At 61.2% G+C, this 26,282-nt stretch carries 28 protein-coding genes; 13 read left to right on the top strand and 15 right to left on the bottom strand.

Annotated elements, in window-relative coordinates; all coding sequences use genetic code 11:
* Positions 1 to 19: 19 nt before the first annotated feature.
* The 3 genes from ACTJK6_RS05955 (at position 20) to ACTJK6_RS05945 (ending at position 2,556) form a co-directional block, all read left to right on the top strand.
* Positions 20 to 322: a hypothetical protein gene (locus ACTJK6_RS05955; RefSeq protein ID WP_294868013.1), complete on the top strand. Its 303-nt coding sequence runs from the start codon at positions 20 to 22 to the stop codon at positions 320 to 322.
* 11 nt (positions 323 to 333) lie between these two features.
* Positions 334 to 2,073, top strand: a complete 1,740-nt coding sequence (locus ACTJK6_RS05950) for a DUF2334 domain-containing protein (RefSeq protein WP_440838528.1) — start codon at positions 334 to 336, stop codon at positions 2,071 to 2,073.
* Positions 2,074 to 2,424: 351 nt separating this feature from the next.
* Complete coding sequence (locus ACTJK6_RS05945) at positions 2,425 to 2,556, top strand: hypothetical protein (RefSeq protein ID WP_414560254.1); 132 nt, start codon at positions 2,425 to 2,427, stop codon at positions 2,554 to 2,556.
* An 11-nt stretch (positions 2,557 to 2,567) separates the two neighbouring features.
* On the opposite strand, the gene ACTJK6_RS05940 is transcribed toward ACTJK6_RS05945, so the two are convergent.
* The 3 genes from ACTJK6_RS05940 to msuE form a co-directional block, all read right to left on the bottom strand.
* Complete coding sequence (locus tag ACTJK6_RS05940; protein WP_440838527.1) at positions 2,568 to 3,593, bottom strand: methionine synthase; 1,026 nt, start codon at positions 3,591 to 3,593, stop codon at positions 2,568 to 2,570.
* Between the two features lie 195 nt (positions 3,594 to 3,788).
* Positions 3,789 to 4,772, bottom strand: a complete 984-nt coding sequence (locus ACTJK6_RS05935) for a DUF1852 domain-containing protein (RefSeq protein ID WP_343618924.1) — start codon at positions 4,770 to 4,772, stop codon at positions 3,789 to 3,791.
* Positions 4,773 to 4,817: 45 nt separating this feature from the next.
* Positions 4,818 to 5,399, bottom strand: a complete 582-nt coding sequence (gene msuE / locus ACTJK6_RS05930) for an FMN reductase (protein ID WP_440838790.1) — start codon at positions 5,397 to 5,399, stop codon at positions 4,818 to 4,820.
* 108 nt (positions 5,400 to 5,507) lie between these two features.
* Between msuE and ACTJK6_RS05925 the strand changes: the two genes are divergently transcribed.
* The 10 genes from ACTJK6_RS05925 (at position 5,508) to ACTJK6_RS05880 (ending at position 14,546) form a co-directional block, all read left to right on the top strand.
* Positions 5,508 to 6,431, top strand: coding sequence for a LysR family transcriptional regulator (locus tag ACTJK6_RS05925; protein WP_316868445.1), 924 nt, complete (start codon positions 5,508 to 5,510; stop codon positions 6,429 to 6,431).
* Between the two features lie 224 nt (positions 6,432 to 6,655).
* Positions 6,656 to 6,946 carry a co-chaperone GroES gene (gene groES / locus ACTJK6_RS05920; RefSeq protein ID WP_009238929.1) on the top strand — a complete coding sequence of 97 codons (291 nt, stop codon included), beginning with the start codon at positions 6,656 to 6,658 and terminating at the stop codon, positions 6,944 to 6,946.
* A gap of 101 nt (positions 6,947 to 7,047) precedes the next feature.
* On the top strand, positions 7,048 to 8,691 hold the full coding sequence (groL, locus tag ACTJK6_RS05915) for a chaperonin GroEL (RefSeq protein WP_232042130.1): 1,644 nt from the start codon (positions 7,048 to 7,050) through the stop codon (positions 8,689 to 8,691).
* Between the two features lie 232 nt (positions 8,692 to 8,923).
* A complete protein-coding gene (locus ACTJK6_RS05910; protein WP_232042131.1) occupies positions 8,924 to 9,997 on the top strand; it encodes a YjgN family protein in 1,074 nt (357 codons plus the stop codon).
* A 27-nt stretch (positions 9,998 to 10,024) separates the two neighbouring features.
* Positions 10,025 to 11,110 carry a M48 family metallopeptidase gene (locus ACTJK6_RS05905; protein WP_232042132.1) on the top strand — a complete coding sequence of 362 codons (1,086 nt, stop codon included), beginning with the start codon at positions 10,025 to 10,027 and terminating at the stop codon, positions 11,108 to 11,110.
* 118 nt (positions 11,111 to 11,228) lie between these two features.
* Positions 11,229 to 11,675, top strand: coding sequence for a GtrA family protein (locus ACTJK6_RS05900; RefSeq protein WP_232042133.1), 447 nt, complete (start codon positions 11,229 to 11,231; stop codon positions 11,673 to 11,675).
* 221 nt (positions 11,676 to 11,896) lie between these two features.
* Positions 11,897 to 13,141, top strand: a complete 1,245-nt coding sequence (locus tag ACTJK6_RS05895; RefSeq protein WP_440838525.1) for a pilus assembly protein TadG-related protein — start codon at positions 11,897 to 11,899, stop codon at positions 13,139 to 13,141.
* Positions 13,142 to 13,150: 9 nt separating this feature from the next.
* A complete protein-coding gene (locus ACTJK6_RS05890) occupies positions 13,151 to 13,648 on the top strand; it encodes a TadE/TadG family type IV pilus assembly protein (protein WP_316868485.1) in 498 nt (165 codons plus the stop codon).
* Positions 13,641 to 14,087, top strand: a complete 447-nt coding sequence (locus ACTJK6_RS05885; RefSeq protein WP_045203584.1) for a TadE/TadG family type IV pilus assembly protein — start codon at positions 13,641 to 13,643, stop codon at positions 14,085 to 14,087. Before ACTJK6_RS05890 ends, ACTJK6_RS05885 begins: the two co-directional genes overlap by 8 nt.
* 267 nt (positions 14,088 to 14,354) lie before the next feature.
* Entirely contained in the window at positions 14,355 to 14,546 is a 192-nt protein-coding gene (locus ACTJK6_RS05880) for a hypothetical protein (RefSeq protein ID WP_440838524.1), read from the top strand.
* A gap of 385 nt (positions 14,547 to 14,931) precedes the next feature.
* On the opposite strand, the gene ACTJK6_RS05875 is transcribed toward ACTJK6_RS05880, so the two are convergent.
* From ACTJK6_RS05875 to ACTJK6_RS05820, 12 genes are all read right to left on the bottom strand, one after another.
* A complete protein-coding gene (locus ACTJK6_RS05875) occupies positions 14,932 to 15,894 on the bottom strand; it encodes a type II secretion system F family protein (protein ID WP_232042137.1) in 963 nt (320 codons plus the stop codon).
* 70 nt (positions 15,895 to 15,964) lie between these two features.
* Entirely contained in the window at positions 15,965 to 16,942 is a 978-nt protein-coding gene (locus ACTJK6_RS05870) for a type II secretion system F family protein (RefSeq protein WP_316868488.1), read from the bottom strand.
* 64 nt (positions 16,943 to 17,006) lie between these two features.
* A complete protein-coding gene (locus ACTJK6_RS05865) occupies positions 17,007 to 18,371 on the bottom strand; it encodes a CpaF family protein (protein WP_373407659.1) in 1,365 nt (454 codons plus the stop codon).
* A 39-nt stretch (positions 18,372 to 18,410) separates the two neighbouring features.
* Positions 18,411 to 19,619 carry an AAA family ATPase gene (locus ACTJK6_RS05860; RefSeq protein WP_232042139.1) on the bottom strand — a complete coding sequence of 403 codons (1,209 nt, stop codon included), beginning with the start codon at positions 19,617 to 19,619 and terminating at the stop codon, positions 18,411 to 18,413.
* 116 nt (positions 19,620 to 19,735) lie between these two features.
* Positions 19,736 to 20,074 (bottom strand): hypothetical protein, encoded by a 339-nt coding sequence (locus tag ACTJK6_RS05855; protein WP_232042140.1) that lies wholly within the window; start codon positions 20,072 to 20,074, stop codon positions 19,736 to 19,738.
* A gap of 25 nt (positions 20,075 to 20,099) precedes the next feature.
* Complete coding sequence (locus ACTJK6_RS05850; protein ID WP_440838523.1) at positions 20,100 to 22,091, bottom strand: type II and III secretion system protein family protein; 1,992 nt, start codon at positions 22,089 to 22,091, stop codon at positions 20,100 to 20,102.
* Between the two features lie 109 nt (positions 22,092 to 22,200).
* Entirely contained in the window at positions 22,201 to 23,052 is an 852-nt protein-coding gene (cpaB, locus tag ACTJK6_RS05845; protein WP_440838522.1) for a Flp pilus assembly protein CpaB, read from the bottom strand.
* Between the two features lie 49 nt (positions 23,053 to 23,101).
* Positions 23,102 to 24,541 (bottom strand): ATP-binding protein, encoded by a 1,440-nt coding sequence (locus ACTJK6_RS05840; RefSeq protein WP_343620006.1) that lies wholly within the window; start codon positions 24,539 to 24,541, stop codon positions 23,102 to 23,104.
* A gap of 61 nt (positions 24,542 to 24,602) precedes the next feature.
* Positions 24,603 to 25,148, bottom strand: coding sequence for an A24 family peptidase (locus ACTJK6_RS05835; RefSeq protein WP_316868493.1), 546 nt, complete (start codon positions 25,146 to 25,148; stop codon positions 24,603 to 24,605).
* Between the two features lie 89 nt (positions 25,149 to 25,237).
* The gene (locus ACTJK6_RS05830; RefSeq protein ID WP_024976443.1) at positions 25,238 to 25,408 is read right to left on the bottom strand and encodes a Flp family type IVb pilin; all 171 of its coding nucleotides are present in this window, start codon (positions 25,406 to 25,408) and stop codon (positions 25,238 to 25,240) included.
* A gap of 46 nt (positions 25,409 to 25,454) precedes the next feature.
* Positions 25,455 to 25,625, bottom strand: a complete 171-nt coding sequence (locus tag ACTJK6_RS05825) for a Flp family type IVb pilin (protein ID WP_004629689.1) — start codon at positions 25,623 to 25,625, stop codon at positions 25,455 to 25,457.
* 148 nt (positions 25,626 to 25,773) lie between these two features.
* The gene (locus ACTJK6_RS05820; RefSeq protein WP_039600933.1) at positions 25,774 to 25,941 is read right to left on the bottom strand and encodes a Flp family type IVb pilin; all 168 of its coding nucleotides are present in this window, start codon (positions 25,939 to 25,941) and stop codon (positions 25,774 to 25,776) included.
* Between the last annotated feature and the right edge of the window lie 341 nt (positions 25,942 to 26,282).

Here is a 26,282-nt window from a genome sequence, read left to right as displayed (position 1 = left end):
TTGGTCAAGGGGACAAATCATGACATCCAAACATTGCGCGCCAGCGTGGGCATGCACGGGCCTGCTGGTAGCCGTGATCGGGCTTGTGGGGACAGCAGAGGCGGCGGGGCCGACAAGCGTACCCAACAATGCCGGCTTGAACCCGCCGCATATGCAGAACGGCAAGGTGGTCCCGCCGCCGCGCCCGAGTGTGCCGACGGTGATCGTGCCGGGCATGCCGCGTTCGCTCATGCGTGAGGCAGAGCACGGCCATAGCACGGGCGGCACGATCGCCTCTCCGGCGTCGGTACATCGCCAGGACGGCAAGGTCTGGGTCGACTAAGGGGCACGATCATGAAAAAAGTCATCCTGGCGTGCCTACTCGCGCTCAGTCTTCTTATCGTGTATCGGCCGATCACGATGCCATCGGCGCAGGCCGCAACGACCTTGAAGGTGCTGGTGCTGTATGACGCACCGCCAAACGACCCCTACAGCAATCTGGGGTTTGCCTACGCAATCATGCTGCGTAACCTGCTCGGGCACTGGAATACGACGGTCAGTCTGGTGCCGATCCAGAACTACACCGCTGGCTCGGTGCAAGCCAACCAGGCCACGTTCTATCTGGGCGATTACTACAACAACACCATCCCCGCCGCGTTCCTCAAGGACGTAATGTCGACCACCTCCACGGTGGTGTGGTTCAAGTACAACCTGTGGGAACTGGCTTGGGACACGGTCGATTACACCAATCCGACCTTCACCCAGAAATTCGGAATAGCCTTCGACCAGGTCTTCGGCTTCAACGGCAACGTCTATCCGTCGTCGAGCAATCCGAATCCGGGATTCTTCGATACCGTGACGTACAAGGGCATGTCGATGGTGAAGTACTACAGCTTCAATGCCACGACAGGTGCCGTCAGCGCTGACCCGGACATCGGCATCACGCAGGTGACGGACGCCACCAAAGCACAGGTGCTAGTGAACATCACTGACAGCCAGAGCGGGGCGGTTGCGCCCTATGTGGTTCGCTCGGGCAACTTCTGGTATTTCGCCGATCAACCGTTTTCATATATCGGCCCGCGTGACCGCTACCTGGCGTTTTGTGATCTGTTGCACGACATTCTGGGGGACAGCGCGTCAACGGCGTACACCCACCGGGCCATGGTGCGCTTTGAAGACATGAACGCTTATACGAGTACCAGTTCGATGAAGAAGCTCACGGACTATCTGTACAGCAAGCACATTCCGTTTTCGATGGCGACCATCCCCGTCTATACAGACCCGAACGGGTACTACAACAACGGCGTGCCGGAGACGATTACGCTCGCTAACGCGACCGGGTTGAAATCTGCAATCAACTACGCGCTCAAGCGCGGGGGTAAGGTGATGATGCACGGCTACACGCATCAGTACGAGAACATTCCCAATATCGACAACGCAGTGAGTGGCAATGATTTCGAGTTCTGGTATGCGACCGCCAATACCCCGACCGACGACGACTCACTTCAGTGGGCTGGAGGGCGGCTGGATGCGGGCCTCCAGCAGTTCACCAATAACGGTTACAAGCCGTTTGCGTGGGAAGCCCCACACTACGAATCGTCGCCGCTGTCGATCGCTGCAGTGCCGCCACGCTTCAACTCAACGTACCAGCGCGTGGTGTATTTCGCCTGCACCAACAACACCACGAGTAGCGTCACCAATACCAATACCATTTGTAGCAATGGCGATCTGTACACGCTCAATTCAACGGCCAACAACCATGCGTTTGCGGTCGGGCAGTTCTTTCCGTACGTGATCTATTCCGATTACTACGGCCAACGCATCATTCCTGAAAACCTGGGCAACATCGAATACAACATCTGCAATATCGATCCGTTCTCGTGCCTGACCTACACTTGGCAAGATATTTACCTGAATGCTCAATATGCTCGGGTGGTGCGCGACGGTTTTGCCTCGTTCTTCTTTCACCCGTTCTGGCTGGACTCCGATATGTCAGGCACGGCTGCTTCCAACGCGTTCCAGGATTTCCAGAGCCTAGTGAGCGGCATCACTGGCCTGGGTTACCAGTGGGCGGATGCAAGCACGCTTAAATAGGGTGCCTGGATGTAAACCGGCAAGGCGGCGGAGCCCACACCGCCGCCTTGCAGGCGGCGCGAAAAGCCGTTGCTATAGCCAGTCTGCGAGTTTCACCGAGGCCGGTTTACCGTCAATCATCGTTGCCGGTCGGTCGGGGCAATTGTCGGTGGTTAGTCGGGCATGGTTGTCGCTAGATGGTTGTCGGCGGCACCCGGTCTGTTTGTCGCTGGTGGGGTGCTTCCAAATATCTCGCGCCAGGAGTTCGAGACCTCCTGCATGCAAGACGTCATGCCGGGCCGCCTCGTTATCTGCAAAGACGAGGTGACCGAATCGGTGGACCCGGAAGCCTTCTAGCTGCGGCTGTGGAACATGTTCATCCAGCCGCTCCACTGCCTGCTTGAACTGCCGCAGATCGACCGCATCCGCTGGCACCTCTTTACCGATGTGCGCATCGTCAGCCGGCAAGGCAGCCCGTTTGAGGCGGATGACCGGTCGCGATGACCGGGCGGACGTTACGCCTTAGCAAGCCGCTCCTTGGCCAGTCTCGTGCCTTCTGCCAGCGCTTCCAGCTTGCGCCACGCCACGTCCCGCGCCATCGGCGCCAGGCCGCAGTTCGTGCACGGGAACAGTCGCTCCTTCGGCACGAACGCCAGCGCCCGGCCGATGGTGTCAGCCACTTCCTCAGGTGTCTCGACCACGTCGCTGGCCACATCGATCACGCCGACCAGCACGTCCTTGCCGACCAGCAACTTCATCAGGTCGGGCGGCACATGGGAGTGGATGCATTCCAGGCTCACCTGGTCGATGCGGCTGCGGGCAAGCGCAGGGAATACCGCCTCGTACTGACGCCATTCGTCGCCCAGGGTGCGCTTCCAGTCGGTATTGGCCTTGATGCCGTAGCCGTAGCAGATGTGCACCGCCGTCGTACAGGTCAAGCCCTGCGCCGCGCGCTCGAGCGCCTGCACGCCCCAGTCAGCGGCGTCCTTCATGTAGACATTGAACGCGGGTTCGTCGAACTGGATGATGTCCACGCCATCGGCTTGCAGTGCGAGCGCTTCCTGGTTGAGCAATTCCGCAAACGCGAAGGCCATCTTGACCTTGTCGCCGTAGAAGCGGTCTGCCACGGTGTCGACAATGGTCATGGGGCCGGGCAGCGTAAACTTCAGCTTCTTCTTCGTGTGGGCGCGCGCCAGCTGGGCTTCGAAAGCGTGCACGCGGCCCTTCAGGCGCAGGGCAGAAACCACCTGCGGCACCATCGCGTCGTAGCGGTTGTCGCGGATGCCCATCTTCACCTTGTGCTCGAAGTCGATGCCCTCGACCTGCTCGAGGAAGCCGTGCACGAAGTGCTGGCGCGATTGCTCGCCGTCGCACACGATGTCCAGGCCCGCGTCTTCCTGGGCTTTGATCCACAGCAGCGTCGCGTCGGCCTTGGCCTGGAGCAGCGCATCGCCTTCAGCCCTCCACTGAGGCCAGAGTTTGTTGGTTTCAGCCAGCCAGGCAGGCTTCGGCAGGCTGCCGGCGATGGAGGTTTCAAACATCGGAGGATTCCTTTCAAGAAAGATGGGTGTGGCAAACGTGCTTCGGGACCGTTTTGCCAGAGCAGCCGCGGGATGGTGTGTTATGTGGGGCAGGACTGCCGGCAGCGCCGATGCGAGTGCCGCTAGACAGGGTCATTCGCTTCGGCAAGCCTGGTCAACGAGATGTCGGAAGAATGGCCCATGTATTTTGGCCAGTCAGAGCGCGAAATCGGTCGCCCATTGTTCAAGGACGCGCTTATAGGGCTTGATGAAATGCTCCTCTGCAAACTTCCCTTGTTTGACAGCCAACTGGCTGCGTTCTTCCCGGTCATAGACAATCTGCGTCACCGAGTAATCCTGATGCTTCAGGCTCGGTTGATAGAGTTTTCCTGCTGCAGCATTGGCGTTGTAAATTTCCGGACGATAAATCTTTTGAAAGGTCTCCATGGTGCTGATGGTGCCGATCAATTCGAGATTCGTGTAATCACCCAGCAGGTCGCCTTGAAAGTAGAAAGCCAAGGGTGCAACGCCATTCGGCGGCATGAAAAACCGAACCTGCATCCCCATCTTTGCGAAATACTGGTCAGTTGAGGACAGTGCATTCTGTTGGTACTCCACACCCAGTACGGGATGCTGGTTCCCGGTCCGCCGATAGGTCTTGCTGGTCGAGGCGCTGATGCAGATGACAGGCGGCTTGCTGAAGCGCTCCTTGTAAGCGCGCGAGTTGACAAATTGCTGGAACAGCTTGCCATGCAAGTCGCCAAAATCGTCTGGAGTGCTGAATTCCGCTCGATGGGCGTTGTACTCCGGAAGCAGGACGCTGAAGTCGTAATCGCGCACGTAGGAAGAAAAATTGTTTCCCGCGATGCCGTCGATGCGCTTGTTCGTTGTCCTGTCGAGAATGCTGGTTTTCAGTATCTCGATCAGCGGAAATACATCGTTGCTGCTTTGGGCGTCAAGGTTCATCTCGACAGAGATGATCTCGAGTTCGACAGCGTAGCGATCTCCCGTGGGATTGTCCCAATGCGCCAAATCATTGAAGCGATTGTCAATCATCCGCAGTGTGTTGCGCAGGTTCTGCTGCCGATTCTTTCCGCGGGCCAGGTTGGCAAAGTTTGTGGTGATGCGAGTGCTGTCCGATGGCTGATAGTTTTCATCGAAACAAATGCTTTTGAGGCTAAAGGTGAGTTCTTGGTTCATTGTGATCCAGTGACCTAATTTCGGAGAGAAAAGCCAATTCGTGTTTCAGGCCACAACCACCGCATCGGCCAGAGACGACCTGGCGTTGTGCGTCAATTCGACCAACGGCAATGCCCGTTGGACGGCCAGTCTTGCCCGCTCAGTCAGGGCCTCGTCCTGCAGGCGGTAATCCACGAAATCCTTGTCGGTCGCGTAGACGCCCAGCGGCAACGTGCGTGCCTGGAAAAAGCTGAACAGCGGCCGCAACTGGTGGTCGATCACCAGGGCATGGCGCTCACTGCCGCCGGTGGCTGCCAACAGAACGGGTTTGTCGATCAGGGCGTCCTGGTGAATGAAGTCGAAGAAATGCTTGAACAGCCCGGTGTAAGAGCCGCGGTAGACCGGCGTTGCCACCACCAGGACGTCAGCTTGCTCGACCGCCGCGAGCTCCCGCTCCACCGTATCGGGCAGTTGGGATCGCCAGACCGCGCCGGCAAGCTGTGGTGCGAGTTGGCCCAGTTCGATCAGGCGTTGTTGGCACGGAACCTCGTCGGCGATCAGATCCAGCAGGTGCTCTGCCAGGGCTGCAGCCTTGGAGGGGCGTTGCAGTCCGCCGGAAACCGCTACTACTCGAAGTGGACGTGTCATTTTTGCTTTCAGATGGCTGCGATCGAACAATCGGAACGCATGGTATTGATGTGGATCAATGAAGTAAAATGGTTTTATTTCACAAATTCATGAATAGGAATCATGTGAATGCTTGAGCGCATCCACCTCAGCATCGTTCAGCAGGTCGAGAAGCAAGGGTCGTTGACGGCCGCCGCAGGCGTACTGAACCTGACCCAGTCGGCCCTGAGCCACAGCATGAAGAAACTAGAGCTTCAGCTGGGCACCGACATTTGGCTGCGCGAAGGACGAAGCCTGCGCCTAACGCAGGCCGGCCAATATCTGTTGGCCGTGGCGAACCGGGTGCTGCCGCAACTGGACTTGGCCGAAGAGCGCCTCGGCCAATTCGCGCAGGGCGAGCGCGGGGCGCTGCGTATCGGCATGGAATGCCATCCCTGCTACCAGTGGCTGCTCAAAGTGGTGTCTCCCTATCTGGCCGCATGGCCCGACGTGGATGTGGACGTCAAGCAGAAGTTTCAGTTCGGCGGGATCGGTGCGTTGTTCGGCTACGAGATCGACCTGCTGGTCACGCCGGACCCGTTGTTCAAGCCGGGGCTGAAGTTCGAACCCGTATTCGACTACGAGCAGGTGCTGGTCGTGGCCCGGGGCCATGCCCTGGCTTCGGCGGCCTATGTGAAACCCCAGCAGTTGACCGGGGAAGTGCTCATCAGCTACCCCGTGGACATCGAGCGCCTGGACATATACAGCCAGTTCCTGTTGCCGGCCGGTGTAACGCCCAGGCGCCACAAAGCCATCGAAACCACCGACATCATGCTGCAGATGGTGGCCAGCGGCCGCGGCGTGGCCGCCCTGCCGCGCTGGCTGGTCGAGGAATACGCGGCCAAGATCGACGTGGTGCCCGTGCGGCTGGGCGCGCGCGGCATCGCCAAGCAAATCTTCCTGGGCGCACGCGAAGCGGACACCGCCATTGACTACGTGCGGGCCTTCATTGAACTGGCCCGCGAGCCTGCAATTGCTACCAACACTGCCATTGCCCAAGGAGCCAAGGGATGAACACCGATCGGCAAGCTGGGTGGTCACCGGGAGCGCTTGCTGTCATCGACATCTCGACATGAATTTCAGCGCCCGTTCTTGAAATCGTCATACCCCGTCCCTATAATTAGCACTCGCCGGGCAGGAGTGCTAACAACGCCTCCGGTCCCCGATGCTTTCCCGATGCGCCGCGTTCTGCGGCGCGTTTTGTGAATAAACACTCACTTTGCATTGAGGAGTTGTGTATGAACCTGCGTCCTTTGCACGACCGCGTGATCGTGAAGCGCCTGGACAACGAAACCAAGACCGCTTCGGGCATCGTCATTCCTGACGCCGCCGCTGAAAAGCCGGATCAAGGCGAAGTGCTGGCCGTCGGCCCGGGCAAGAAAGACGACAAGGGCAATGCGATCGCGCTGGACGTGAAGGTCGGCGACCGCGTGCTGTTCGGCAAGTACGCCGGCCAGGGCGTCAAGGTGGATGGTCAGGAAGTCCTGGTCATGCGCGAAGAAGACATCATGGCCGTGGTGCAAAAGTAAGCACGCGCTCTGTCGCATCGCTTACCTGTAACCCAATCCTCATTGCCGGCGCCGCTGACTGAGCGCGCGGGCAACATCCAAAGATTTCGGAGATTCTCAAGATGGCAGCTAAAGACGTAGTGTTCGGCGACGCCGCACGTGCCAAGATGGTCGAAGGCGTGAACATTCTCGCCAACGCAGTCAAGGTGACCCTGGGCCCGAAGGGCCGTAACGTGGTGCTGGAGCGCAGCTTCGGTGGCCCGACCGTGACCAAGGACGGTGTGTCGGTCGCCAAGGAAATCGAGCTGAAGGACAAGCTGCAGAACATGGGCGCGCAAATGGTCAAGGAAGTCGCTTCCAAGACCAGCGACAACGCCGGTGACGGCACCACCACCGCAACGGTGCTGGCCCAGTCGATCGTGCGCGAAGGCATGAAGTACGTTGCCGCCGGCATGAACCCGATGGACCTGAAGCGCGGCATCGACAAGGCTGTGACGGCCGCCGTCGAAGAGCTGAAGAAGATCAGCAAGCCGACCACCACCAGCAAGGAAATCGCCCAAGTTGGCGCCATCTCGGCCAACAGCGATGAATCCATCGGCCAGCGCATCGCTGAAGCCATGGACAAGGTTGGCAAGGAAGGCGTGATCACCGTGGAAGACGGCAAGTCGCTGGCCGACGAGCTGGACGTCGTGGAAGGCATGCAGTTCGACCGCGGCTACCTGTCGCCGTACTTCATCAACAACCCGGAAAAGCAAGTTGTCCAGCTGGACAACCCGTTCGTGCTGCTGTTCGACAAGAAGATCAGCAACATCCGCGACCTGCTGCCGGTGCTGGAGCAAGTGGCCAAGGCTGGCCGTCCGCTGCTGATCATTGCTGAAGACGTCGAAGGCGAAGCCCTGGCAACGCTGGTGGTCAACAACATTCGTGGCATCCTGAAGACCGCCGCCGTCAAGGCTCCGGGCTTCGGCGACCGCCGCAAGGCCATGCTGGAAGACATCGCCATCCTGACGGGCGGCCAAGTCATCGCTGAAGAAGTCGGCCTGACCCTGGAAAAGGCAACCCTGAACGACCTGGGCCAAGCCAAGCGCGTTGAAATCGGCAAGGAAAACACCACGATCATCGATGGCGCAGGCGACGCCCGCAACATCGAAGCCCGCGTGAAGCAAGTGCGTGCCCAGATCGAAGAAGCGACTTCGGACTACGACCGTGAGAAGCTGCAAGAGCGCGTGGCCAAGCTGGCCGGCGGTGTTGCCGTGATCAAGGTTGGCGCTGCCACTGAAGTCGAAATGAAGGAAAAGAAGGCCCGCGTGGAAGATGCGCTGCACGCAACGCGCGCTGCCGTGGAAGAAGGCATCGTGGCTGGCGGCGGTGTTGCACTGCTGCGCGCCCGTGCACTGATCTCCGGTCTGAAGGGTTCCAACCCTGATCAAGACGCCGGCATCAAGATCGTGCTGCGCGCCATGGAAGAGCCGCTGCGCCAGATCGTCACCAACGCTGGCGACGAGGCTTCGGTTGTGGTGTCGAAGGTGATCGAAGGCAAGGGCAACTACGGCTACAACGCCGCCACCGGCGAGTACGGTGACCTGGTGGAAATGGGCGTGCTGGACCCGACCAAGGTGACCCGCACCGCGCTGCAGAACGCCGCTTCGGTTGCTTCGCTGATGCTGACCACGGATTGCGCCGTGGCAGAACTGCCGAAGGACGATGCAGCTCCGGCAATGCCGGGCGGCATGGGTGGCATGGGCGGCATGGACGGCATGATGTAATTTGCCGCACCGGCCCTGGCCCGGCCATCCTCCGGGATGGCTGTTCCAAACAAAAAAACCCCGTGGGTGCGAGCCCGCGGGGTTTTTTGTTGCCTGCTTTGTTAAGACGACGTTAACGCTGCAACGCAGTGGGCTTGGCTACAATCGGCCCACCCGCGAGCCTCAGCGTCGTTGAATATCGATACGCGTCCTGAAGCGGGGCACGACAACAAATCAGGGAAGGGAAAAACAGATGAACGACATCGCACGCGAGTCCATCCTGGGCAGCGCCCCCGCTCCAGCAGCGCCGCAACCCTTGCGACTGCGCTTTATCGGCAGCGGCTCGGAATACTTCCGTATCTGGATCGTCAACCTGCTGCTGACCATCGTCACGCTGGGCGTCTACTCGGCATGGGCAAAGGTGCGCACGCTGCAGTATTTCTATCGCAACACCCAACTGGCCGGATCGAGCTTCGATTATCACGGCAGCCCGATTGCCATTCTCAAGGGCCGCGCGATCATTTTCGTGTTGGCGCTTGCGTTCAACTTGCTCGGCCATTCGTCAGCTGCGGTGGGGCTGGTACTGCTTGCGTTGATGGCCGCTGCGTTCCCGTGGCTGCTCGTACGGTCGCTGCGCTTTCGCATGGCCAACTCCAGCTACCGTGGGCTGCGCTTCGCCTTTACGGGCAAGGATGCCGAGGGCTACATGGTGTTCCTGGTGTGGCCGATCCTGAGCGTGTTCTCGCTCTACCTGTTGGCGCCGCTGGCGCATCAGCGCTTCAAGCGCTATCAGCACAAGAACACGCGCTTCGGTACCGCGCCGTTTGATTTCTCGGCCACGCCGGGCAACTTCTACGGCGTGTATCTGCGCACGTTCGGGCTGGCAGTGCTGGCCGTTGTGGTGGCTGGTGTGCTGTCGCTGTTGCTGGGGGTGTCGTTCCATCGTGCGCCAGGCATCGGCCAGATCTTCGGCTTCATCGTCATCGGCTTGTTCATGTATGCGGCGATGCTGTTCCTGACCCCGTACGTCCTGTCGCGCCTGCAGAACCTGGTGTGGAGCAACACGACGCTGGGCGCGCACCGTTTTCAGAGCCAAGTCGGTGCTGGCAAGCTGTTCTGGATCTTCGTGTCGAACGCGGTGATGATCGTGATCACCGTCGGCCTGTTCACACCGTTTGCACGTGTGCGTACTGCACGCTACAAGCTCGAATCCGTGACGATGTTTGCATCGGGATCACTCGACACCTTCGTGGCTGGCGAGACCACCAAGGTGAGCGCCCTGGGCGACGCCACCGTGGACTGGTACGACATCGATATCGCGCTGTAACCGCGCTGCAAGGCAAAGGCACCCGCTGTGATTCTCGCGACCTACTTCGACGGCCGTACCTCGCGTGCGCAACCGGTGCGCCTTGCTGTCGAGGCGGGCGAGGCGGTGTTGTTCGACCCCGAAGGCACGCCACTGCGCCGTGCACCGCTGTCTACGCTGCGGGTGTCGGAACGCGTCAAGCATGCACCGCGCCTGATTACGTTCGAAGACGGCGCGTTTTGCGAGATCACCGACCCCGCGGAGCAGACGTCGTTGAACGCGCTGCTGCATCGCACCGGCTATCGGGAGGGGTGGGTCGTGCTGGCGCAGAACAGCTGGAAGCTGGCGCTGGGCGCGCTGCTGGCCATGGTGGTGGTGCTGGCACTGGGGTATCGCTACGGCTTGCCATGGGGTGCCAAGGTGGTGGCCAACATGGTGCCGCAGCGCGCCGAAGCACAGCTCGGGCGCAGCACGCTCAAAGCCATGGATGAACGCTGGCTCCGGCCAAGCAAGTTGCCCGTCGCGCAGCAGGACCGCATCCGCGCACGCTTTGCGGCGCTGCAGAGGCCCCCGCAGGCCACGCACACGTATCACATCGTCTTTCGGGATGCCGACATCGGCGCCAATGCCTTTGCGCTGCCGGGCGGGGACATTGTCGTGACCGATGCGCTGGTGAAGCTGGTGGGTGAGGGCGATGGTCTGACGGGTGTGCTGGCGCACGAGGCTGGTCACGTGGAATATCGCCATGGGCTGCGGCAGGTGATTCAGTCGTCGGCCATTGGCGCAACGGCGGCGCTGTTGTTTGGCGATGTCTCGACGATCCTGTCGGGTGTGCCGGCGGCGCTGCTCACGCTGCGCTATTCGCGTGACTACGAGCGCGACGCCGACCGCTATGCCGCGCTGCTGCTGCAGGAGAACGGCTTGTCTGTCGGCGCGTTTGCCGACGTGCTGCAGGCGCTGGAAGACACGCATGGCGGTACGCGCAAGGCGGATGCCGCCAAGAAGGGCGACGCCGCCAGCGATGACGATGCTTCGGCGTTTTTCTCATCGCACCCGCTCACGCGCGAGCGCATCGACACGCTGCGCCGCTTTGACCGCACGCACGGCGGCAGTGACAGCGGCGACGCGGACTGAGGTGTCGCGCACTCCGCTTATCAAGCTCGTCCAATTCCTGACAGCTTCGTCATCCGTTTGATCGATTTTCCCCCTGCCTCGTGCCACCAAGAATGGTGACAGAGGGACGGGGGACATCATGCGACACGCTGAAACGGGCGTCATGAACGCATTGGCAGGTCTGCTGCCGCCAACGCTTGCGCAGCGGCTGCCGGACCGCATGATGGTGATCCGAGTGCTGCGCTTCGGGGTCTCGGGTGTTGCGGCAACCGGCATGCACGTTGCCATCGCCACCACGCTCATCAACGGCTTTTCTGCCTCCCAGGTGACGGCCAACGGCGTAGCGTTCGTCTGCGCCAACGTCTGCTCGTACCTGCTCAACGCGCTGTGGAGCTTCTCGGCCAAGCCGGGGCGCGCCAATTTCCTGCGCTTCTACGCCGTCTCACTGCTCGGCTTGGCGCTGACGCTTGCGATCTCGTGGCTGGCGCAGACGTTGGGCCTGAGCTACTGGGCCGGGCTTGCGGCCATCCTGTCAGTGGTGCCGCCGCTCACCTTTTTATTGCATCGGTTCTGGACGTTCCGCTAGCGGAGGGCAACATGGGCTGCCTGCACAAACCGCCCGCTATGCAAGCCACCAAGCGGCTTCGCGTTTCATCGCTGAATCATACCTACGGCCAGTTTCGGACTGCGTCCGTGGCGGCTACAACTGACGATAAGGGACGGGGAGATCTGCAAGCGACCGGCGAGCCGCGGCAGGTAGTCGATACAACGCCCGATAGCCATTCACACCGGCGGAGGCGAAGGCATATGCGCACGCATACCAAACAGAGAGAACGCGGGGCGGTGCTCCCGATGGTTGGCCTGATCCTTGCCGTGTTGCTGGGAATGGCAGGCCTGGTCATCGACCTGAGCGGCCTGTTCGTGGCCAAGACGGAGCTTCAGTCAGCGGTGGATAGCTGTGCCTTGTCTGCAGCGCAGGAACTGGACGGAGCATCAGATGCGCTGACCCGGGCGACGAATGCGGGGCTGACAGCGGGCAACGCCAACCGCGTCGTCTATCAAGCATCGTCGGCGTCGTTGGCGAACGCGGATGTCACGTTCAGCACGGCACTGAACGGGACCTACAGCGCAGCCGGCGTGGCGTCGAGTTCGTCGAGCTACGTCAAATGCACGCATACCAAGAGCGGGATCACCGCGCGTCTGATCAAGTTCGTTGGCGGCGCCACAAGCAATGCTGTTGCCGCACTGGCGGTGGCCACGCGTGTACATGCGCAGAGCACGTGCCCCATTCCCGTGGCCCTGGTCCCGAAAGCCGTTGGGACCGCCCCCAACTATGGCTTCCAGATCGGTGAGTGGGTCAGCATGCTGTATGCCGGTGGCTCCCCCACGCCTGGGGAGATGGGTTGGTACAACCTCGACGGCTCCACCAATGCCAACGAGACGAAAACCGAAATGGATCAGGGCTACTGCAATTCCAAGATCGGTGACCAGCTTGGTACACCGGGTGCGAAGGTGTCAGTTGACGACAACTGGAATGCACGCTTTGGCATCTACAAGAACAAGTCAAATGCATCGCAACTGCAGCCGGATTTCACGGGCTACTCCTATACATCGACCAACTGGACGAACGCAGTGCCGCAGAACGCCTACAGCGGCACACCAGCATCGGGCTCGGACACGAGCGCTGCAAATTTCAAGAACAAACGGCTTGCCTATGCCAACTACGACGATACCGGGACGAGTGTCACCGGCGGCGACAAGATCACCGGGCTCAACGTCAAGGGCGGCTACAAAAGTCTTGCGACAAGCGGAAGCAGCGGAGATCTTGCCACCTATGGGGCGAACCGGCGTGTCGTCCTGGTGCCCGTCATCTCCTCCACGTCAAAGATCATCGACTACGCCTGCATGCTGATGTTGCAGCCCATTGACGGTGTCCACAATACGCCGCAGTTCGAGTTCCTCGGCAACGCAGGGTCCGCCAGCAGCCCGTGTTCACCCAGTGGTCTGGCTGGCGGCAGCAAGGGCCCCTTGGTTCCAGCATTGGTGCAGTAGGAGCGAACCATGAAGACACGACAACGACAACATGGTGTGGCGCTGGTCGAACTGGCCATCATGCTCAGCCTGCTGCTGGCCATCACCTTTGGGATAACGGAGTTCGGCCGGGCGATCTACACCTACAACACCCTGGCAAAGGCCACGCGAGACGCCGCCCGTTACCTGAGCACGCAGGCCGCCGGCAACGCGACCTCCTATACGACGGCAACCAATCTGGCGGTCTACGGCACGCCGACTGTCGGCAGCACGCAAGCGCCCCTCGCACCAGGGCTGACGTCCAGCATGGTTTCCATTTGCGATGCGTCCAACACGAGCTGCACGTCCAACATCGCACAAGGGACCAACCCGGCCATCAATACCGTCACCGTCACGATCTCGGGCTACACGTTCAACCCGGTAATCGACATGATGGCGTTCCTGCGCTTCTATGCGGGCGGCAGCGGGTCGATCACGTCGTTTCCGTTTGGGAACATCTCAGTGACCATGAGGCAGTCCTATGAATAAGCATCAGAAAGGTACGACGGCGGTTGAGTTCGCCATTGTGGTGGCGCTCTTTCTGACGGTGCTGCTTGGCATCCTCGACTTTGGGCGCATTCTATTTACCTGGAACGCCGTGGGAGAAGCGACGCGCTGGGGCGCGCGACAGGCGGTGGTTTGCGGTCAGGGCTCGACATCTGTGTTGAGCAAGATGCAGACCATTCTGCCGACGCTCACGTCCGCGAATGTGTCGGTGCAGTGGTACGACACCAGTGGGGCGGTGAGCACCAGCTGTGATGCTACGAGCTGCGGTGGTGTTGCCGTCAGCGTGACCGGTATGACAGTGGCACCTTACTCGCCTGCTACCTGGATTGGTTTTTCTCAACTCGCTGTGCCGGGGTTTTCGACTTACTTGCCGCGAGAGGTCATGGGGCAGGATCCAAATAGCAGTAGCGTTTGCTCTTGAGGGTTCTTTTCTCGCTGCTGGTTGGATTCATTTTTTTCTTGAGGGATGGGCTTTGGGGTCTGTCCCTTTTTCGTTTTCTGCAGGGGTGTTTTTTTTTGTTCTTGGTGCATCCCTTGTTTCATCCCCTGCCGGGGCTGACTCGCTTTCTTTGTCTTGCCAAAGAAGTAACCAAAGAAAGACACGCCCGAGGTGGCGACTCCCTCCTAGGATTTTTGCCGCGGGGAGGGGGGTGAGCCAAACTCGCTTCGCTCAGACAAGGCTCCTTTCTTGATCCTCCTCGCAACGAAAATCGAAGGCGCCATCAAGGGCAGGAACATCAACGGCCACACCAACGGTGTGCTGGCCCAGGGGGCGCCAATTTTTGCTGTTGTTGCCCGCCTTGCTTCGCGTTGTGTTGTTGGTTCCTGCTGCGCTGGTGATCGATGGTTTGGCCTTTCCCTGCCCTATGCGGCGACTTGAATTTCTGTGAGCGGGCGGAAAAAGGAAGGAGCCTTGTCTGAGCGCAGCGAGTTTGCCTCCTTCCCCGCGCGGTCACATAAATTCAAGGGGAAGTCGCTGCATCGGGCGTGCCTTTCTTTGATTACGTCTTTGGCAAGACAAAGAAAGCGAGTCAGCCCCGGCAGGGAATGAAACAGGGGGGGAACACAAAGGTCTGCACCGGCAGAGGATGCAAGGGAGGCAAACCACCGGGCTCAATCCCCAAGCAGAAGCACCACTAACCCCAACCGCTCGAGATACAAAGGAAAAAACCCGGCGCGCGTCCGGGAACTGGACCACCGCGCTAGCACATACGCCAGGTGATAGTCCGGGGGCCTTTACTACCAGCTATGGTTGCGCGCGCATGTCAGCCTCCCGAGCCTGTCATGGTCGGCAGCAGCACACGGTAGATCTGGATGAATGCAGGGCCGAGCAACACCAGCAGCAGCGTCGGGAAGATGAAGAAGATCAGCGGGAAGAGCAACTTCAGCGCGATCTTGGCGGCTTGTTCTTCCGCACGCATCCGGCGCTTGGTGCGCAGCATGTCGGACAACACGCGCAGCGAGTCGGCAAGGCTGGTACCGAAACGGTCTGCCTGGATCAGCATCGATGCAAACCGGTCGACGTCTTCCACACCGGTGCGCAGCGCCAGGTTGGTGAGTGCTTTTTCCTTGGGAAACCCCGAACGCAGTTCCAGCAGCGTGAGTTCCATTTCTTCAGCCATGACGGGGCAGCGCAGTGCGAGTTCGTCCGACACGCGCATCATGGCGGCGTCCAAGCCAAGTCCGGCTTCTACACACACCGTGAGCAGGTCGAGCATATCGGGAAACTCCTCAAACACATCGCGCTGACGATGCTCGACCTTGCGTGCCAGTGCCGCATTGGGTAGGTAATAGCCGATGGCGCTCAGTAGCCCCAGAACGGCGAGGACCACCTCCTGGTCGTGATGTTCCGGTCGGCTGCTCAGCACCAGCAGTGCCGTCAGCGGGAAGAGGATTGCCAGCACCGTCTTCACACCAAAGTACAGCGACGGCGCCCACGGTTGCCGCCAGCCGGCATTCATGAAGCGGGTGCGCAGTTGCGAGTTCTCCCAGCCGTCTTTGGGCAACGACAGTTGCGAGACCGGCTTGGCCCAGGTGGCCAGTTTCTCTACCCAGGCATGGTCCGGGCCGCCGGCCAGGTCTGTGCCCACGGTCTGGCCGCCGATCTGTTGCATCCGGCCGCGTGCGCGGTTCGGAGAGAACAGGTGCAGTAGCCCAAGTGCACCGCCAAAGGCAGCCACGAAGATCAGGACCAGGATGAAATATTGATTGGAATAGAGCGCTTGCATGATCGTCTCCCCCCAAGAAAACGAAATCACGTTGTCAGGTCAGGTCACCGTGCTGGATATCGCACGTCCGTCAGACCCGGATGCGGATGATCTTGCGCATCCAGATCAGCCCCATCACCATGTTGAACAGCGCCAGGCCGATCATCTTCAGGCCCATCGGGTCTGTCCATAGCACTTTCATGAAGTCCGGATTGACGAAGAGGATCATGCCGGCCGTGCCGAAGGGCAGCAGCCCGAGAATCCATGCCGACAACCGCCCTTCGGCTGAAAGCACGCGGATCTTGTCGTACAGCTTCAGGCGCTCGCGCACAAGGTTGCCGATGGTGTCGAGAATTTCCGCCAGATTGCCGCCGCTCTCGCGCTGGATGAGCACGGCAATCACGAAGTAGCGCAGGTCATTGACGGGCACACGCTTGGCGAGGTTGGTCAAGGCTTCATCGAGCGACACGCCGTAGTTGATCTCTTCGAATGTGGTGCGGAACTCGGGGCCCATCGGCTCCTTGATCTCCTGCCCGACCATGCCCAGCGCGCTGGCGAAGGAGTGGCCGGCGCGCAGTGCACGGGCGATCATGTCCACCGCGTCGGGAAGCTGCGCTTCCAGCTTCTTCAGGCGTTTGCGCCGCTGCGATGCGATGTGCAAGACCGGCAGCGCAGACATGAGCAGCGCGCAGGCCGTCACGATGCCAAACGGGAACGGCAGCAACGCACCTACTGCCAGCACTCCGACGCCAATCAGGATGGTGTATCCCAGGAGCTGCGCGACCGACCAGGCGCTGCCGGATTGCTCCAGCCAACGGTCGATCGTGCTCACGCGAGGCAGATTCATCAACCAGCGCTGGAACTGCGGTGACTCGCTCAGCAGGCGTTTCTTGAGAATCGAGAGCTGTTCGGTGCCGATGTGTCCGCCCGCGGACAGCGCACGGATGCGGGCATCAACACGCTTGGCCTCGGGGCCGTGGTAGTTGTTCCACCACTGGTAGACCCCCTCGATGCAGAGCACGACGGCCGCGAACAGCAGGATTGCGAACGCGTAGAAGATTTCGTTCATTTAGGGTGCCCCCGTTTCTAGATCGCGCCTGGGCCACACTGGCGGTGGCTTTGGCTTCAAGCCTTTAGACCTCAAAGTGCCTTTGCGGGTCAAAGGTCTCGTCTGGCAAGCCCACCCCGAACACGCGCAGCCGCTCGGCAAATTTCGGATAGACCCCCGTGGCGCGGAAGTGCCCCTTGACCGAGCCGTCTTGCGCGATGCCCGTGCGCTGGAAGGTGAAGATTTCCTGCATGTTGATGACATCACCTTCCATGCCGGTGATCTCCTGGATGCTGATGACTTTGCGGCGCCCATCCGTCAAACGCGCCACTTGGATGATCACGGTGATGGCCGAGGCGATCTGCTGCCGGATCGTCTTGGGTGGCAGGTTCAGGCCTGCCATGTTCACCATGTTTTCCATGCGCGTCAGCGCATCGCGCGGGGTGTTGGCGTGCACGGTGGTGAGTGACCCTTCATGACCGGTATTCATGGCGTTGAGCATGTCCAGGGCCTCGCCGCCCCGCACTTCGCCCAGGAGGATGCGGTCTGGCCGCATGCGCAGGGCGTTGCGCACCAGTGCACGCTGCGTGATCTCGCCTTTACCCTCGATGTTGGGCGGGCGCGTTTCCAGGCGCAGCACGTGCGGTTGGCGCAGTTGCAGTTCTGCGGCATCTTCAATGGTGACCATCCGCTCGTCCGCCGGGATGAAGCCTGAGAGGATGTTCAGGAGTGTGGTTTTGCCGCTGCCCGTGCCGCCAGACACCAGCACGTTCACCTTGGCCTGTGCCAAGGCTTGCATCAGCTTGGCCATGGGGGGCGTGAGTGTCTTGAGATCAATCAGGTCCGACACCTGCAGCGGGTTGGTCGCAAACCGGCGGATCGAGAGCAGCGGGCCATCGATGGCCGAGGGCGGAATGATGGCATTCACCCGCGAGCCGTCGGGCAGGCGCGCGTCCACCATCGGGCTGGTTTCATCAATGCGACGACCCACGCGCGAGACGATCTTCTCGATCACCTTCATCAGGTGTGCATCGTCGTAGAAGGTGACGTCGGTGAGTTCCAGCTTGCCACGGCGTTCGACGTAGACCTGCTTTGCCGTGTTGACCAGGATGTCAGACACCGTCGGGTCCTGCAGCAGCGGCTCGAGCGGGCCGAAGCCGAACATCTCGTCATACACATCGGTGGTCATCTGCCGGCGCTCGGTGTCGTTGAGCAGCAGCTTTTCCTCGTCGATGATGTTGTTGACCAGGGTGCCGATCTCGTGGCGCACCTGCTCGGTCGGGAAGCGGGCCAGCCGTTCCAGATCCACGCGGTCCAGGACCACTTCGTGCACGGTTTTCTTGAAGTCTCGATAGGCCGGATGGCCCGCCACCTTGTGGTGGTATGGCGCGTGCCCGTTCATGGACATCGGCGCGTGGTCCGGGCGGGAGAGTTGGTCGCGGATCGACATGATGGGCTCCGTCTGACTGGCGAAATGGACAGGAGAAACTCAGGCAATGTTCGGAGACGACGTCTTGGCCCGCGAGAAGAACTTGCTCAAGGAGAAGCCTTTCTCTTGGGATGCGTGACGATCGTTCTCGCGCGCTGTGGCGAAGACGTTGGCTAATGCCGTGAGTGCCTTGGCCATGGCGCTGCTGCGGTGATGCTGGGCAATGGGCATGCCCTGGCAGATGGAGTCATCCACCGAGGCAGCATCTTCGGGAAGCACATGGAAGAGCTTCTGTCCGAAGACTTGCTCCAGCGTGCTGCGTGGCAGCTCGTCGCGCTTGCCATGCCGGTTGACCAGGATGCGCAGCTTTTCGGCGGGGTAATGCAGGCCGTGCAGGATATCCAGCAGGCGCCGCCCCGTGCGGGCAAAGGCAATGGTCGGCTGGACCACGACGCAGATCTGGTCGCAGTGGTCGAGCACCGCAATCGACAGCGGGTTGATCGCCTGCCCGACGTCCACCAGGATGAAGTCGTAGATCGGTGACACCAGCGAGAGTACGTACTCGATCTTGTCCTTCTTGATCTCGCCCGCCTTGATGGGGTCGCTGGCGCCGGCCAGGACGTCAAAGTCCTTGGCCACGCGTGTCAGACACGCTTCCAGGAAGGCATCGTCCAGGCGGTCGACCTGTGCGCACACTTCGGACAGCGTGGCGGGTGGTGTCTTGTTGCTCACCAGAAAGTGCGTGTCGCTGAACTGCGTGTTCAGGTCGATCAACAGCACGCGCTTGTGTTCGTGTGCGGCCAGCGTGTAGCCGACGTTGCTGGCGATGAAGCTGGAACCGGCGCCGCCCTTGCTGGAGATGAAGGCAATCACGCGCGCTTCCTCGCGTGTTCTCGGGATGTGGTTGGTTTCCAGCCGCGTGAGCGCTGTCGTCAGTTGGGCGCGTTCCAGCGGCCAAGTCAGTATGTCGCTGACGCCGGCGCGCAGTGCGCGAATCAGGTCGTCGCGCTCCTGGGTTTGCGTGACGAGGATGCAGGGCAGGTCAGTGAACTGCTGCCGCAGCAGTTCGATGCTCAGCATCTGGCTCGGGCCACCGCTTGGCTGGTCGATGATGAGCGCATCCGCGCCGCGCAGTTGGCAGGCATGCGTGGACAGGCTGCCCGGTGCAGCATGCAGGTGCATGACCTGGTAGCTGCCGGCGGCGGCTACCAGGCGTGCAAGGTCCGCCAGGCGTTCACCGTCTTCGGAGGCAATCAAGATCTTGAGCATGGCAAAGCTCCCCGTTCGATCGTGTGTTCTGTATGTCGTTGCTTCGCGCCGTGACAGGGCTGGCCTGGTATCAGGCTGGCGATGGCGGATGCTGTTTGGGCACCCGCCAAGTGCTGTCAGCGCGAGAAGCTGCCGGACATCCCGCTACCGCCGTACCCACTGCTGCCGAATCCGCCGTACCCACCGCTGCCGGTGCCAGTACCCCCAGCGGGGAAGCGGGTCATCGAACGGTCATAGTTGCTCATGGCGGCTACTGCGGCTTTGCCGTCATAGCCATTCAGCGCGGGCAACCCGGCAGGTGCGTCGGGATTGATCACCTGTGCTTGCTTGACGCTGGTGACGGCCTCACCGAAGTGCTTGTCCCAGTTGGGTGTCGTGGTCATGCAGGCAGTCAGGGCCTGGCAAGCCAGGATCGCGAGTGCGGCGCGTTGCAGGTATTTGAGATTGGTGTTCATGGCATTTCTCCACATGGTTCCCGGGTTAGCGTGTCTGCGGGGTTGTGGTCGTGTCGGCCACTGCCGTCGGCCGGCCCTGCGTCTTGGTTCTGGCCTGGGCCAGCCGTGCTGCGGTGGCTTCGATTCGGGCGACACGCGCGGCGTTGTCGTCCGTGGACACCGTGGCCGAGGTTGTGGCGGACGCGGGTTCCACAACCGGTTGCGTGGCCGCTAGCTTTTCGGGCGTGGCGTTTGCCGGCTGCGTGGGCGGGGCGATGCTCACCTCAGTGCGTGGTGCAGGGGTGGCTGGGGCCACCGGGGCGGGCGTAACCGGAGCCGGCATCGGCGCCTGCGAGCTGGGCGCAGCGGGTGCGCTCGGTACCTGCGCAGGTGCTTGCGGTGCCGTTGCAGGTGCGGCAGCCGTTGCTGGTTTGGCCGTACGGTTCTTGGCGCCGGAGCCTTCCATGTTGCCCGTCAGGTAGACGGCAAGGTCGCTGGGCGTCGAGAAGCTGTCAGTCGGCAGCGGATACGAGGCTGTCTGCATTGGCTGCACCAGGCGCGGCGTGATGACGATGACCAGCTCCGTCAGATCATGCTGGAACTGCGTGCTGCGGAAGAGCGTGCCCAGGACGGGGATTTCACCCGCGCCAGGCAGTGCCTTCAGCGAGCCGCGTGCGTTGTCTTGCAGCAGCCCACCGATGGCGAAGCTCTCGCCGTCACGCATCTGCACAGTGGTGGAGGCGCGCCGCGTGGTAATGAGCGGCAGGATGGTCTGGCCGTTCGTGTTGGCACCGGTAACAGTTGCGCCCGTGGGTGAGAGTTCCGACACCTCCGGTGCCACCTTGAGGTTGATGCGCCCATTGGCCATCACGGTCGGCGTGAACTTCAGGCCAACGCCGTATTCCTCTTCTTGCAGCGTGATGGTGGGTGCACCACCTGAGCTGCTGCTCTGCGCAACCGGGATGTAGATCTTGCCGCCTGCCAGGAAGCTGGCTTCCTGCCCACTGAGCGTGACGAGATTCGGCTCGGCAAGAATCTTCACCAGGCTATCGTTCTTTTGCGCATCCAACTCAACCTGGAAGGGCCGGTTGTTCGCCTTGTTGGCAAAGAGCGCGGTAGACGATCCGGTTAGCAGGGAGGTCAAGAGGCCGCCGCCCCAAGAGCCGAATCCGCCTTGGATATTGAGTGCCGAGCCCAGCTGGTTCAGCAGGGTCTTCGACACTTCCGCCACCTTCACTTCCAGCATGACCTGCTGCGGTGTATCTACGATCATCATGTTGATGACGCTGGCACCGCCGGCGGCACCACCACCGCCGAGTGCACCTGCCGCGCCGCCGCCCTTGTCCGCACCGCTTTGTGCAGAGGCTGCATAGGCGTGGGCGATTTCCATGGCTTGCTGTGCCGCCTGTGCGCTCGACACGTTGCCGGCCAGTACCAGGCTGTCTGCCGCGGTCGTCACGCGAATCTTGCTTTCACCCGGCATCAGTTGCGCGAGCGAAGTCTGCAGGCCACCGGCATCGGCGTTGACCACCACATTGACGATGCTGCAGGCGCCGCTGCGACCCTGCACGATCATGTTGGTGGTGCCGACACTGCGGCCCAGCAGATACATGGATTGCGGCGACACCATGGTGGCTTGCACCACGGCTGGGTTGCCGAGGGTGCGATTGCGCACCGGCTCCGGCAGCGAGATGAGCGAAGACTTCCCAACAGGCACCACCACGCTGCTTTCGCCGCGCACGGCGCCTGTGCAGTTTGGGCCCCGTACGTCAGCGACCGGCGCGGTCGCCAGCGCCGGGTTCATGCTGATCGTCATCTGCACCGGTGCGGTTGCCCCGGCACGAGACTGCACCACGACCGGTGCTGTGGTGGACTTGGCTACGGCGCCTGCTTCCATGGCCGTTTGTGCTGTCGCGTGCGTTGGCATGCAGAGCATGGCACCGGCGGCACTTGCCAGGGCGAGCATGCGCGTGCTGCCGAGGATCTGTCCGCTACGTAGCGCGACAGTGGCGACATTGGTTTTTTGGTTCGTATTCATATCTCCCCCCCCGAGGGTCTGCTGCACAGGATGAAAATGCGGTTGATACGCTGTGGCTGGTTAACCTCTACGTTGCAATGCGTGTTGAAGGACTGTCAGGTGTAGCGGGTCAGAAGCACTCCATGCTGCCTTGCACGCCAGCCAGTACACCGATGCAGTCGCGTTGCCGGCTCGGACCCGAGGCAACGTGGCGCACCTTGGCGGTTGCACGGGTCGTGCTGACCATCACCACCTTGGGTGTGGGCTCGGCTGCGGGCGTGCCCAGCAACGTGCCCTTGGTGGCGCCGCCGGTTGCCGTGGCGGCCACGTCGACCTGATTGCGCAGCACCAGCGAGAGCGTTCCGACGCTGCGTGCCACATCGAGCTTCTCTGCCTGCTCGGGTGTGACTTCCAGCGTGACCGCGTTGACGACCTTGGGTTGCGTGTCGTCTCGGCTGACTTGCTGTGCGACTGCCAGCACCAGGATCTTTTCCAGCACGATCTTGGAGATGCTGTTGCTATTGTTGTTCGCGCTCTTCGCGTCTTCATTGGTGTTGACGATCACGTCGACCAGGTTGCCTGGCAATGCGAAGCCCGCTACGCCCACCACGTCATTCACACGCACGGTGATGGCGCGCTTGCCTTCCGCGATGACGGCGGAAAGGCCGCCCTTGGTACCGATCGGTGCGAGCTTGCTCTCCAGGATCGGTTCGCCTTTCTGCAGGCTCGCGCGCACCACACGCCCTTGCAGCGCCTTGGGATCGTCAAACGTGCCCGGCGGCAAGCTGCCGGCTGGCCAACTGACCATGCGCAATTGCTCATTGCCCAGCGGTTGGCCAAGATCCATGTCGCTGGCGGCCACCGCGACTTGTTTGACGGAGCTGGATGACTGCTGAGACAGCCAGCGTGATGCAGAGACAACGGCCGCGATCCCTGCCACCAATGCGACGACCAGCATCACGATTGCACGCGCGTTTTTCATGATGAGTTCCCCCTTCTGAGATCAATAGAGCGGATCGGATCGGCAAGGCTCAGGTGAGCGCCTGCTTGTCCTGCCGCCAGCCCATGCCCGCACTCATGGAGTCGGTTGTCTTGAAATCTGTGTGCGAACAGAAGTAGATGTCCCACGCCCGGCGCAGTGCCTCTGGGGTTACCTCGGACGGCCCGCCGTGGTACTGGACGGCCGAGGCCACCAAGCGCAGCAGATCGCGTGGAATGCAGGCCAGCAATGGCTTGCCGCTGACTTCGTGCAGCGCTTCGCGCAGATAATCGAAGGCGGCATCTGCGTTCTCCAGGCCGAGTTCCTGCGCAGCGCGCAGATAAACCTCCCGATAGTCGGCCACCGAGAGCGGCCCTACGTAAAGCTTGCTGCCGAGCCGGCGCAGGAAGGCGTCGTCGCCCAGCTGAGCCGGTTCAAGGTTGGTCGAGAAGATCGGCCAAACATCGAACGGCACGGAGAACCGCACGCCATTGCGCAGCGAGAACATGTCGACGCGGCGGTCCAGTGGCACGATCCATCGGTTGAGCAGCTCGCTCACGCCCACTTGCTGGCGGCCAAGGTCATCGACGATGTAGATGCCGCAGTTGGCCTTCATGTGAGGGGGCGCTTGATAGAAGCCGGTCGTGCCGTCATAGCGCAACTCGAGCATCTCCAGCGTCAGCTCGCCCCCGGAGAGCACCGCGGGCCGATGGCACATCTGCCAGCGGCGGTCCAGTGGACGTCGGGCCACGGGGCTCTCTTCATCTTCCTGCGCTACGTGCACGAGGGGGTCGAAGATCTGGATGATCTCGCCCGCGATCGTGATGGCGTGCGGTACCGGCACGGCGCCGGGCAGCAGCATCCCGAGGTGCTGGGCGAGATAGGTCTTGCCGCCGCCGGCAGGGCCGTAGAGCATCAGCGCGCGGCTCGTGTTCAGTGCGACGCCGACATCGTCGAGCAGGTCCGGCGGCATCACGAACGTGCTGAAGGCCGCGGTGACATCAGACTTGGACAACGAGGCAAACTGGATGGAGTGCCGTTGAACGGATTCAACATAGGCTTCCAGCGTGACGGGTGCGGCGCCGACATAGCTGCAGCGTGCAGTGAACTCAGCCGCGCGCACATAGCCGGCGTCGGTCAGGTGAAAGCGCACGTCCAGGTCGTTGGCGCCACGGTGGGCGACTTCCAGCATGCGCTCGCGCACGGCGTAGGCCGCCACTTCATTGATGACCATGGCGGGCAGCTTGATGGTGTCCATCAGCATGACCAGCGTGGCGCTGCGATGCAGGTAGGCCACTTTCATGAGCAGGCCGAGCAGCAACGAGATGTCCAGGCCCGTTTCGGCCACGGTGCGCGGCAGGATGTGCCAAGGGGCAGCGGGCTCGCGACGGGAGGCGTCCAGCCCGGTGGGCGATGGCACAGCTTCCAGCGAGCGCGGCGCATGTTGGACGCCCCCGAATTCTGTGTGCTCGATTTTTTGGTCCCCGATCATCTTCATCACCATTTGGCTGTGTGAATACGAAGTGCGTGCCCAGATGTGCAAATTGCGCGCATCAAGCCGATGCAAACAGGACTGCAATCGTGCCGGCGGCAATCGCAACGCCGTACGGCAACGTGCCCACCGACCAAGAGGCATCGGCTTGCGGCGTTGGTGCGCCGGCTTCCCTGCTGATCTGCCCCGACGTCAACAGGACGTCGCGCAGGTTGCGGCGCAACTGCGCCATGCGCTTATGTCGAAGGGTCAATACCAGCGCCCAGATGCCACCGATCACGAACGTGGCCATTGCAATCTCAAAAGCCATGAACGCACCAAGCCATGCGCCTACTGCCGCCATGAGCTTCACGTCGCCCGCAGCCATGCCGCGCAGCAGATAGAAAGGCAGGAAGATCGCCAGGCCCGTAAGCCAGCCGCACGTCCACTCCAGGGCGCCGTTGCCGAAGCCATGGATTGCTACCTGCAACGGCAGCGCCGCAAGCCATGCACCGAAGGTCAGCCAGTTCGGGATGCGGCGATGCTGCGCGTCGATGGCCGCCGCTATCAGCGCTACGCCCATGGCAACGGGGCCAATCATTGACGAGAGCAGGGTGGCGTCGTTCATGGTGTCCTCGGGTTCTTTGGTGCGACTGCGTGTTCAGTTCAATGAGGTCGGGACTCGCAAGCGTTGTTGCTATTCGGTGCGGAGCAACATCACGGGATGGCCGCAGCGATCATTTCGTAGAGAGACTTCACACTGCTACCCAGCGCCACGACGGAGCCGAGAATGACGATCGCGATAAGTGAACCCAGCAGTGCGTACTCGATCGAGGTAACGCCTTGATCGTCGCGCAGCCACTTCCTGGGGTTGATTGGCTTATGCATGCCGGTCTCCTGCGTAGCGCTGGTCGCTGACCGTGTTGGCAGTCCGCTAGAGCGCGGCCGCAATGTTGGAAAACACCGTACTCAGGTTCGTGCCGACGAGCTGAACTGAGGCGATGATCACCACGGCGATCAACGCCGCGATCAGGCCATATTCGATTGCAGTGACGGCTTGTTCGTCGTACAGGAACTGCTGTAGAAGCGTGCTGTAGCGGTTCATGACAATCTCCCTTTTGCCTAAGGCAGAAGTTCTGCCGGTTGTTGCTGGAGCGTGGGTTGCCACGTTCATGGCGACCCACGCTTGCACTTGCTTGGCATGCATTGCTGGGCAGCAATGCGGTGGGCCTCGCGTTTGCAACATCAGCGCGTTAAAGCGCGTTTGCGATGTTGTTGAACACGGTGCTCAGGTTGGTGCCGACCAGCTTGACCGAGGCGATGATCACGACAGCGATCAGGGCGGCGATCAGGCCGTATTCGATGGCGGTCACACCATCTTCGTCACGGGCGAATTGCTTGAGTGCGTTGAGGTAGTTCATGACAATCTCCTTCAGTGGAAAAAATGCGCGTTCGAAAAGCCAGAGTGAGGGAGGTCATGTCGGCGGCGCACAGATGGCACAAGCATGAAACGGCCAGCAGCCCTTGCTGCCGTCACCTGCCCGCAGGAACTCACGTGACACGCACCGGGCGGCGTCGCGCAGGGTGCTGTCCCGTATGGGCGATGTGAGCGTGTTGTTGGTCGGCATTTCTCTCGATCCCTTTTTCAATTCGTTGCTTTGAATTGGAGATTCCGTTTCGCTTCGCCGTCTGCTGTGAACTTGCTGCTCCCCGTTCAAGGCGGCGGTGACGATGTCCTGCGATCTGGCATAGGCAAAAGCCG

It is taken from the genome of Ralstonia sp. 22086 (genome assembly GCF_052045975.1).
Taxonomy (GTDB): domain Bacteria; phylum Pseudomonadota; class Gammaproteobacteria; order Burkholderiales; family Burkholderiaceae; genus Ralstonia; species Ralstonia wenshanensis.
The sequence above is the reverse complement of the archived record's forward strand: the minus strand, read 5'-3'. Positions and strand labels throughout refer to the sequence as shown.

Bases quoted from the DNA above. Each gene is read 5' to 3' on its own strand.
- ACTJK6_RS05955 (WP_294868013.1), top strand. From the start codon at position 20: ATGACATCCAAACATTGCGCGCCAGCGTGGGCATGCACGGGCCTGCTG.
- ACTJK6_RS05950 (WP_440838528.1), top strand. From the start codon at position 334: ATGAAAAAAGTCATCCTGGCGTGCCTACTCGCGCTCAGTCTTCTTATC.
- ACTJK6_RS05945 (WP_414560254.1), top strand. From the start codon at position 2,425: ATGTTCATCCAGCCGCTCCACTGCCTGCTTGAACTGCCGCAGATCGAC.
- ACTJK6_RS05940 (WP_440838527.1), bottom strand. From the start codon at position 3,593: ATGTTTGAAACCTCCATCGCCGGCAGCCTGCCGAAGCCTGCCTGGCTG.
- ACTJK6_RS05935 (WP_343618924.1), bottom strand. From the start codon at position 4,772: ATGAACCAAGAACTCACCTTTAGCCTCAAAAGCATTTGTTTCGATGAA.
- msuE (WP_440838790.1), bottom strand. From the start codon at position 5,399: ATGACACGTCCACTTCGAGTAGTAGCGGTTTCCGGCGGACTGCAACGC.
- ACTJK6_RS05925 (WP_316868445.1), top strand. From the start codon at position 5,508: ATGCTTGAGCGCATCCACCTCAGCATCGTTCAGCAGGTCGAGAAGCAA.
- groES (WP_009238929.1), top strand. From the start codon at position 6,656: ATGAACCTGCGTCCTTTGCACGACCGCGTGATCGTGAAGCGCCTGGAC.
- groL (WP_232042130.1), top strand. From the start codon at position 7,048: ATGGCAGCTAAAGACGTAGTGTTCGGCGACGCCGCACGTGCCAAGATG.
- ACTJK6_RS05910 (WP_232042131.1), top strand. From the start codon at position 8,924: ATGAACGACATCGCACGCGAGTCCATCCTGGGCAGCGCCCCCGCTCCA.
- ACTJK6_RS05900 (WP_232042133.1), top strand. From the start codon at position 11,229: ATGCGACACGCTGAAACGGGCGTCATGAACGCATTGGCAGGTCTGCTG.
- ACTJK6_RS05895 (WP_440838525.1), top strand. From the start codon at position 11,897: ATGCGCACGCATACCAAACAGAGAGAACGCGGGGCGGTGCTCCCGATG.
- ACTJK6_RS05890 (WP_316868485.1), top strand. From the start codon at position 13,151: ATGAAGACACGACAACGACAACATGGTGTGGCGCTGGTCGAACTGGCC.
- ACTJK6_RS05885 (WP_045203584.1), top strand. From the start codon at position 13,641: ATGAATAAGCATCAGAAAGGTACGACGGCGGTTGAGTTCGCCATTGTG.
- ACTJK6_RS05875 (WP_232042137.1), bottom strand. From the start codon at position 15,894: ATGCAAGCGCTCTATTCCAATCAATATTTCATCCTGGTCCTGATCTTC.
- ACTJK6_RS05870 (WP_316868488.1), bottom strand. From the start codon at position 16,942: ATGAACGAAATCTTCTACGCGTTCGCAATCCTGCTGTTCGCGGCCGTC.
- ACTJK6_RS05865 (WP_373407659.1), bottom strand. From the start codon at position 18,371: ATGTCGATCCGCGACCAACTCTCCCGCCCGGACCACGCGCCGATGTCC.
- ACTJK6_RS05860 (WP_232042139.1), bottom strand. From the start codon at position 19,619: ATGCTCAAGATCTTGATTGCCTCCGAAGACGGTGAACGCCTGGCGGAC.
- ACTJK6_RS05855 (WP_232042140.1), bottom strand. From the start codon at position 20,074: ATGAACACCAATCTCAAATACCTGCAACGCGCCGCACTCGCGATCCTG.
- ACTJK6_RS05850 (WP_440838523.1), bottom strand. From the start codon at position 22,091: ATGAATACGAACCAAAAAACCAATGTCGCCACTGTCGCGCTACGTAGC.
- cpaB (WP_440838522.1), bottom strand. From the start codon at position 23,052: ATGAAAAACGCGCGTGCAATCGTGATGCTGGTCGTCGCATTGGTGGCA.
- ACTJK6_RS05840 (WP_343620006.1), bottom strand. From the start codon at position 24,541: ATGATCGGGGACCAAAAAATCGAGCACACAGAATTCGGGGGCGTCCAA.
- ACTJK6_RS05835 (WP_316868493.1), bottom strand. From the start codon at position 25,148: ATGAACGACGCCACCCTGCTCTCGTCAATGATTGGCCCCGTTGCCATG.
- ACTJK6_RS05830 (WP_024976443.1), bottom strand. From the start codon at position 25,408: ATGCATAAGCCAATCAACCCCAGGAAGTGGCTGCGCGACGATCAAGGC.
- ACTJK6_RS05825 (WP_004629689.1), bottom strand. From the start codon at position 25,625: ATGAACCGCTACAGCACGCTTCTACAGCAGTTCCTGTACGACGAACAA.
- ACTJK6_RS05820 (WP_039600933.1), bottom strand. From the start codon at position 25,941: ATGAACTACCTCAACGCACTCAAGCAATTCGCCCGTGACGAAGATGGT.